Here is a 7,846-nt window from a genome sequence, read left to right as displayed (position 1 = left end):
CAATAGATAGGCTTATATTATCAGATGCAAATATGCTCAATAAATTAAGTCCATTTTTCGTGATAATATTTTCAGCAGTATTCTTAAAAGAAAAAATCAAACCTAACCAGTTTATAGCGCTGGCAGTTGCATTTGCAGGTGCTTTATTTATAATAAGGCCTTCATTTAGCTTTGAAGTGATTCCGGCTTTAGCAGGAACACTTGGAGGAATAAGTGCAGCAGCAGCATATACATGTGTAAGATCTCTTGGGGGGAAAGAAAAGCCAGATACTATAGTATTCTATTTTTCACTTTTCTCAAGTGTAGTAACATTGCCGCTTATGATTATTTCATATAAACCAATGTCACTGCTTCAGCTTACATATTTAATACTTGCAGGAGTGTTTGCCAGTATTGGACAGTTTGGAATAACTTTTGCGTATAAGTTTGCTCCAGGAAAAGAAATTTCTATATTTGATTATACAAATATATTGTTTTCTGCAGTAATAAGTTTATGTCTGTTTGGAGTTCTTCCAGATTATATAAGTGTAATAGGATATATTATAATATTTGGAGCTTCACTTTATATGTTTTTATATAATAAGAAGCTGGATATGGAGCAAAAGTAAATATTTTATACAGATTCGAAATTTTCCCCACAAGTGGGGAAAATTTTTTTGCTTTAGATGAAATAAATTCTCAAATAAAAATTATTTTCAAAAATACTTGACAAAAATAGTTGGATATTATAATATACTAATTGAGAACAGTTTTCAAATAGGAAGGGGACAAGATAAAAGATGAAAATAGTATATTGGTCAGGAACAGGAAACACACAATCAATGGCTGAATTTATAGCAAAAGGTATAGAAGAAAGCGGAAAAAGTGCAGAATTAATCAATGTAAGTGATGTTAAAATAGATGAATTATTAAAAGAAGACGTACTTATATTAGGATGTCCTGCAATGGGAGACGAAGTTCTTGAAGAATGTGAATTCGAACCATTCATAGAAGAAATAAGCGGTAAAGTAAATGGAAAGAAAGCTGCATTATTTGGATCATACGGATGGGGAGATGGTCAATGGATGAGAGATTTTGAAGAAAGAATGACAGGTTATGGATGTGTAATTACATTAGACTGTTTAATAAATCAAAATGAAGCTGATGAAGCTGAATGCATAGAGTTTGGTAAAAAAATAGCTTCATTATAATAAAACAGGGTGGATGATGAATAATGAAGTATCTTGATTTTTACAATAGGTTAAATTCAATGGAAAATGAAGAATACATAGAAAATTTTCTTGTGTACAATAGTTCATGGGTTATAGCAGGAATAAAACCAGCAGTAACAATCGGGCTTAAAAAGAAAGATTTAAAAATGTATAAAAACTGGAATATTTATGGAAAAAAGTTTCTTAGAGACATAAATCTTAAATATATAGAACTCAGAGAAAATGATAATTCTATAATACTTATGATATATGATGAAGAAGTGCTTAAAAGAGAACTTTCCAAAGAAAATGTAAGAAATTTTCTCATAGGATTAGGTTATCCACGCAAAATTGAAATTAATCAGTATGTAAATACTTTACAAGAAAGATATGAAAAATATCATTGTCCACATGAACTAGGGTTATTCTTAGGAATACCTTTTGAAGATGTTAAAGATTTTATGGAATGTACTACTAAAAAATGTCTTCTTTGCGGATACTGGAAGGTCTATAACAATTCAGAAGAAGCAAAGAATATATTCAATCAATATGATAAAATAAAAAATTATACAATAAAAAATATGCTTGATGGAAACTCATCGCGCATAATAGTGTCAAGCATAAAAGACTCCTTTTATAATGTTGTCTGCATATAGACTCCACACACTTTATGCAGATTAAATAAAACAGGTAATAACACGTGAAATAGAGATACGATTTATTTTTAAACTCCACACTTAAAAGTAAATCACATATATTGTAAATTAATTTAGTCCTACACACAGCTAGATTAACGTCTTAAATTATTAACATGAATGAATACATTTTAAACACACACTTTAATATAATCAAATCTTATGTTTGTTTATGACTCCTTAATAAACATGAGGTAATTAACCGAAAATTAACTATCATATATAATTGAATATTTTGGTGATTAAATATGAACAGATTTAGTAGCTGCATAATATAAAATTATCATAAGACCTGAGGGGATTTTCTCTCAGGTCATTTTATATTTAATCACAATTTTGCACTATATTAACTTTTTTTTACATTGTGGAATAATTGAAGTATAATTTATGTTATAGAATAGTTAAATTATGAAATAATAATATAAAAGGATATTAATGAAGGGATGTGAATGAAATAGGTATGCTATTTAACAAGCTGTTTCAAATTGATAAAGTAAGTGACAGCATAGGTAATGTTAATTACAGAGAAGCTGTTAGGGCCATAATATTAAAAGATAAAAAGATACTGATGGTTCATTCAAAAAATAAAGATTACAAATTCCCTGGCGGAGGAATAAAGAAAGGAGAAGGCAAAATAGAAGCTCTCAAAAGGGAAATAGAAGAAGAGACTGGATATGTTGCAAAAAATATAGGAAGACAGATGGGAATTGTTACTGAAAAAAGCAAAGATAAATATGTTCATAATAGAATATTCAAGATGATTTCATATTATTATATTGCTGAGGTTACAAATGAAATAAGAGAGCAGAAGCTTGATGCATATGAAGCAAAACTGCAATTTGAACCAGTATGGATTGATGTTGGTGAAGCTATAGAAAACAATAAGAAAATCATTGAATGCAATAGTAAAAATAAAGCTAACTGGATAGAGCGAGAAACTTATGTATTAGAAGAAATATACCATAATTTAATAAAAAAATAGATAGTAGAAATTTTATTAAAGATATTTATTGAATATTGCAGTATATAATGCTAAAAAATCTGATGATATTGTAATATTCTGGATAATGCGTGAAAAATATATTATTATATCAAGTTTATATGTTTGGTGAAATTATTTATATCATATAAATTGAAAAGAATTAATTTATTTTCTTTGAATATGCTTTATTATTGCAAAGGTATGGATATTGATTTTAGAAAAGATATAAATTAGAAGATTATGGAGAAGATATGTGTTATTTAACTTACAATCTTAAAGGCGGAAATGAAAATTCTAATGAATATTATGAAAAAGTGAAGACTGTAAAAAACCAAGTTATCAATAGTTTATTTAATAAAAGTCTAGTTTATATATCTGATTTTTCTAATTATATAACAATTAATAGTATTGAAAATCTAAGAACAGATAAAGAATATTTTATAGAGTTTTTATTAATTGGAGTGCTTAAAAAAGAATATGATTCATTTGTAGACAATATAAATTTGCAGGAAGAAATTTTACTTAAATTATTGAACAAATACAGAAATATAAATATTATCAAAAGTTTTATGGACAAGTTTCGCGGAGTAATGAATACTAAAATTCTTATAAAAAGAAAAAAGAAATCTCCTTGTAACTATGATAATATTAATAATTTATTGAGATGGCTTGAATGCAGTGGGGATTTTCAAGAAGAATTAAAAAGATTATATAATTGGAAGAAATATTTAGAAAATAAAGATAAAAATTTTAGAAAGAGATTTTTGGCATCAGCATTAGATTTAGCTAAAGAATTTGAAAATATATGTGAAAACACATTAAATATATATGTTGCAAATGTAGAAAGTTATTTAAGCAAGTATAGAGTGGAGCATAATAACAGAGAAGATATAATTTATTGTGGAAAAGGGAAAATACAGTATTTTTTTAATATGGTATGTAGTGAGATTATGAATGACGTATATAGAAAGAGTTTTTTAGATGCAAAGCATAAAATTATTTTTTTGCCAGCATGTATGAGACAGCAGGATAGGAAGTGCATGAGCCGTAAGTGCAGAAATGGTTATAAGTGTGTTGGATGCTCATCCTTGTGCAATGTAAACAGACTTAGAAGATTAGGAGAAATTTATAATTTTTATGTAAGAGTAATACCTCATGAAACAGATATGAATTCAATAAAAAATTATGATAATAATTCTTATGGAATAGTTGGAATTGCATGTATAATTAACCTTGTAAGTGGAGGATTTAAAGCACTAAGACTTGGATTTATACCTCAATGTGTTTTGCTTGAACAAGTAGGATGTAAAAATCATTGGCTTTTAAATAAAGGAAATATGACTGAAATTAATGAAGAAAGGCTGTTGCATATATTAACAAAATTTTAGACAGTAAATATTTTTACATATACTTACTGTCTTATTTTTATGTATTAATTCAATTGGTAAATTTAAACATTATACATGGATTTTAAAAGTGAAATTCCAGTTGATGTTTTAAAATATTTTTCCATCATATTTTTTATATTGCTTTTAGAGTAATTACTTTCATCTGCATTGACCAGATAATCAGCTTCAATTAAAATTTGATAATCCATGCCGTCTATGTCTGAAAGAGTATGATGATGACCTACCAAGTAAACAATTCTTTCAATTTCAGAAGATGATAAACCAGTATCTTTAAGAAATTCTTTTGTCAGAATCATTCCTTCTTTTTCTTGATATTTTCCATTAGTATTACCATATTTTTCTCTACATAATGGGCAAGCAATATCGTGGACAATAGCTGCAATTTCAATAATTTTTTCTGTTTCTTTTGAAATGGATTCACATTGACATATAGTTCTTGCAAATGTATGAACTTTTATAAGATGATTAATGTCATGAAGGTTTCCATTTGAATATTCAATCATCTTTACCATAATTTCTGATATATTCATTTTTATACCTCGTTACATTTAATTTTGTAGTTTCTTCTTAAGTATATATTACCATAATGAATTGAAAATTTATATAAATAGTGGAAATGATATGTTTATCTTACTTAAATTTATATAATATTGAGAATATAGAGAAGCTTAGAGAGAAAGGATGAGTTTAAGTATTAAACAACATCCTCTTTTTCTGAAAGTTTAGAAATAATCTGGGAGATCTGTCTCCAGTTATAAACTCGTGTTATATTGTCATTTAATGGAAGTTTGTTGTAGTTTGTATCAATTAAGAGTACTTTAAAACCATTAGATGATAAAGATAAAGCATTACTATAGCTGTCTTCTATAAATACATCACAAGATAAATCCTGTGCAGTTGAAACTTTATCAGGGGTACCTAGTACATAGAGATCATCAAAAGGAATACTATATTGATTTAAATATATTTTAGTCAACAATTCTAATGATTTGTCTCTTGCAGTTACAAAATAAATATTATTTGATTTATATAGGAAATTAAGTTCATCCAAAACATCGTTTCTTAACTTTTCTTTAGAATGCATTTCAAATTTTTTATCTTCGTAGAATTTTAGATATTTTTCTTCTTCAATGTTTAATACTTTAGCAATACTGTATTCTGTAACGTCTTCTTTTGTGAAGTTTATGTTGAAATAGTCGTTGGCATAATCAAGCCAGTAATATGGATCTGTGATTGTTCCATCAATATCGATACATATATTTAAAGATTTCATATAATCGCTCCCTTCATATATCAATTATAAATTGTGTAGTTTAAATGGATATTAAGATTTTGTTATTGAATGTAAAAAACTTTATAGTCTAAAAAATAATTTTACTTAAATGTTGATCATTAATTACGAATTTAGACATGCGTATAAATTTTAAAATAACTATAAATAACAATGTTTTTATGCTTAATATTTTATTAAACTCAATTTTAAAATTGTGTTATTCAAATTTTAATGAGTATTTCTGGGTGATATATCTTATAAAAAATAAAAAGTATAAAAAGCTGTCGATTTTCGATAAATTATGATACAATATAGCCAAATGCAAACAAATGTTATTACTTATACGTATAGAAGATATGATGTATAAATCATAACAATAGATATAATATGAGAGGTAAGGTACTACTTGATGAAAAAAAAGAAAATTTACTAATTCATAATCTGAAAGCAGTATGTAAAAGTGTTAAAGAGAAAAATGGAAAAATAAATATTAAGAAATTATTGATATTTCTAGGAGTTATATTTATTTCAATAACCACATTGTTTTTCTCAAAGGTCAATATTGAGAAAAACAACTTTAATGAAAAATTGGATGCAATAGCAAGAGAATTGTTGGAGAGAGAGCCAATTAATGATGGATATGTAGATATTGAATGGTTGGCAGAAGAAGAAAGACAGGAATTTGAAAATTTAAAAGATAAAGAAGAACTGGGCAAGTTCTATTTTGTACAATGGTTCAATGAAAAGATAAATTCAAATGAAGAAGCAGCGTTAGAGTATTTCGAAAAAGCAGCAGATGTTTTGCCAGATAAAGCAGATAAAAAATTAAAATCACGTATATATTATGAACAAAGTAATATTTTACATAAAATAGATGAAGAAGAATCAAAAGCTATGTTTGAAAAAGTAAAGGAAATATATAAAGATGAAAGTGATAAAGAATATTTAGTAAGATTAAGTCTTTTAAAAGGTAAACAGTTTATGGATGGAGATATGTCAGCATCTGAGTGTATAGACATACTTGAAGAAGCATTAGCTCTTGCAAAGGAAATTGAATATGATGATATTGGAAATGTGGATTATTACTTAGGGACAGCATACTGGTATGATAATCAACAGATACAAGCTATAAATCATAAGCTTGAAGCATTGTCTGTTTATTATGATCAAAATAAAGCTGATAAAGTGGAGTTTTTATCAATAGATCTTGCAATTGATTTTTTAGAAATTAGAAATTATAATGATGCAATTAGAAATTATAATGATGCAATTAAATATTTAAATATGGTAATTGATAATATGCCAGAGACATTTCCAAATGATTATGATTATTTCATACCATCATATGCATGGATGAATTTAGTTGATGCATATACTAAATCCGGAAGATATAAAGATGCTGAAGAAGCTTTGGAATTTACAGAATTTTATGTAAAAAAACAAGGGGATGGAAAAAAGAAAGTTGATGATTTAGCTATGCTTGACATGTATAAAGCAGAAATTTTAACAAGATTAGAGGATTTCAAACAGGCTCAGGTGTATTTGGATAAATTTAAGGCTGGATATAATAATACTGACATTGAATTTTCATACATGGATATGGATATATCAATGGAAAATTTACAGGGAGACATATACTATGGAACTGAAAGATATTCAGAAGCATTAGAATGTTATTTGAATGCTAAGGAAATGATAGATGAAAGAGAACTATTGAATTTAATAGAAGACAATAATGAGAAAATCTATATGAATTATGTGGCTTTAGGTGATTATAAAACAGCATTTGAATATTCTCATATTAATAATAATATAAGAAGTGAAGCAAAGAATGATACAGATGCTCAATATTCACATTATTTAATAAGCAAATTCAATAGTGATAAAAATGAATTACGTATTGGTCAATTGGAAGAATCTCAAAAAATAACAAAAATAATATCAATATTTTTAGGATTGATAGCTTTTTCAAGTATTGTATTTACAAGTATAATATATAGAAAGAACAAAGAAATTAAGAGATTAAATGAAATATTTAAAAATTTAAGTGCTACTGATGGCCTAACATCGGTACCAAATAGAAGAGCTTTAGATGAGTATTTATCAAATAATTGGGAAGAGCTTAGTATTAATAGAGCTAGAATACCTATATCATTTGCAATGATAGATATAGATTATTTTAAAAAGTATAATGATAATTATGGACATCCTCAAGGAGATGAAGTTTTAAAGAAGGTCTCTGAGTGTATAAAAGTATCATGCAGAAAGTCAGATTTTATAGCACGATATGGAGGAGA

At 26.7% G+C, this 7,846-nt stretch carries 8 protein-coding genes; 6 read left to right on the top strand and 2 right to left on the bottom strand.

From position 1 onward, the window contains the following. The 5 genes from Q0F58_RS15630 to Q0F58_RS15610 all read left to right on the top strand — a co-directional run. Positions 1-608 (top strand): DMT family transporter (locus Q0F58_RS15630; protein ID WP_294378604.1); only part of this gene is annotated, 608 nt, incomplete at its 5' end. Between the two features lie 171 nt (positions 609-779). After that, positions 780-1,190 carry a flavodoxin gene (locus Q0F58_RS15625; RefSeq protein ID WP_294378602.1) on the top strand — a complete coding sequence of 137 codons (411 nt, stop codon included), beginning with the start codon at positions 780-782 and terminating at the stop codon, positions 1,188-1,190. Positions 1,191-1,213: 23 nt separating this feature from the next. Further along, positions 1,214-1,846 (top strand): DUF3793 family protein, encoded by a 633-nt coding sequence (locus Q0F58_RS15620; RefSeq protein WP_294378586.1) that lies wholly within the window; start codon positions 1,214-1,216, stop codon positions 1,844-1,846. Positions 1,847-2,345: 499 nt separating this feature from the next. Further along, positions 2,346-2,867 (top strand): NUDIX domain-containing protein, encoded by a 522-nt coding sequence (locus Q0F58_RS15615; RefSeq protein ID WP_367118202.1) that lies wholly within the window; start codon positions 2,346-2,348, stop codon positions 2,865-2,867. A gap of 251 nt (positions 2,868-3,118) precedes the next feature. Continuing rightward, positions 3,119-4,255 (top strand): DUF116 domain-containing protein, encoded by a 1,137-nt coding sequence (locus tag Q0F58_RS15610; protein WP_294378581.1) that lies wholly within the window; start codon positions 3,119-3,121, stop codon positions 4,253-4,255. Between the two features lie 62 nt (positions 4,256-4,317). On the opposite strand, the gene Q0F58_RS15605 is transcribed toward Q0F58_RS15610, so the two are convergent. Together Q0F58_RS15605 and Q0F58_RS15600 are read right to left on the bottom strand one after the other, a co-directional pair. Further along, entirely contained in the window at positions 4,318-4,806 is a 489-nt protein-coding gene (locus Q0F58_RS15605; RefSeq protein ID WP_294378580.1) for an HD domain-containing protein, read from the bottom strand. A gap of 164 nt (positions 4,807-4,970) precedes the next feature. Continuing rightward, positions 4,971-5,549, bottom strand: coding sequence for a 5' nucleotidase, NT5C type (locus tag Q0F58_RS15600; RefSeq protein WP_294378578.1), 579 nt, complete (start codon positions 5,547-5,549; stop codon positions 4,971-4,973). Between the two features lie 387 nt (positions 5,550-5,936). On the opposite strand from Q0F58_RS15600, the gene Q0F58_RS15595 reads away from it, so the two are divergent. Further along, on the top strand, positions 5,937-7,846 hold a 1,910-nt coding region (locus tag Q0F58_RS15595; RefSeq protein WP_294378576.1), incomplete at its 3' end, for a diguanylate cyclase.

The sequence above is a fragment of the uncultured Clostridium sp. genome, from assembly GCF_934754915.1.
Taxonomy (GTDB): Bacteria; Bacillota; Clostridia; order Clostridiales; family Clostridiaceae; genus Clostridium.
This window is presented reverse-complemented; position numbering and strand designations above follow the sequence as displayed.

Bases quoted from the DNA above. Each gene is read 5' to 3' on its own strand.
- Q0F58_RS15600 (WP_294378578.1), bottom strand. From the start codon at position 5,549: ATGAAATCTTTAAATATATGTATCGATATTGATGGAACAATCACAGAT.
- Q0F58_RS15605 (WP_294378580.1), bottom strand. From the start codon at position 4,806: ATGAATATATCAGAAATTATGGTAAAGATGATTGAATATTCAAATGGA.
- Q0F58_RS15625 (WP_294378602.1), top strand. From the start codon at position 780: ATGAAAATAGTATATTGGTCAGGAACAGGAAACACACAATCAATGGCT.
- Q0F58_RS15620 (WP_294378586.1), top strand. From the start codon at position 1,214: ATGAAGTATCTTGATTTTTACAATAGGTTAAATTCAATGGAAAATGAA.
- Q0F58_RS15610 (WP_294378581.1), top strand. From the start codon at position 3,119: ATGTGTTATTTAACTTACAATCTTAAAGGCGGAAATGAAAATTCTAAT.
- Q0F58_RS15615 (WP_367118202.1), top strand. From the start codon at position 2,346: ATGCTATTTAACAAGCTGTTTCAAATTGATAAAGTAAGTGACAGCATA.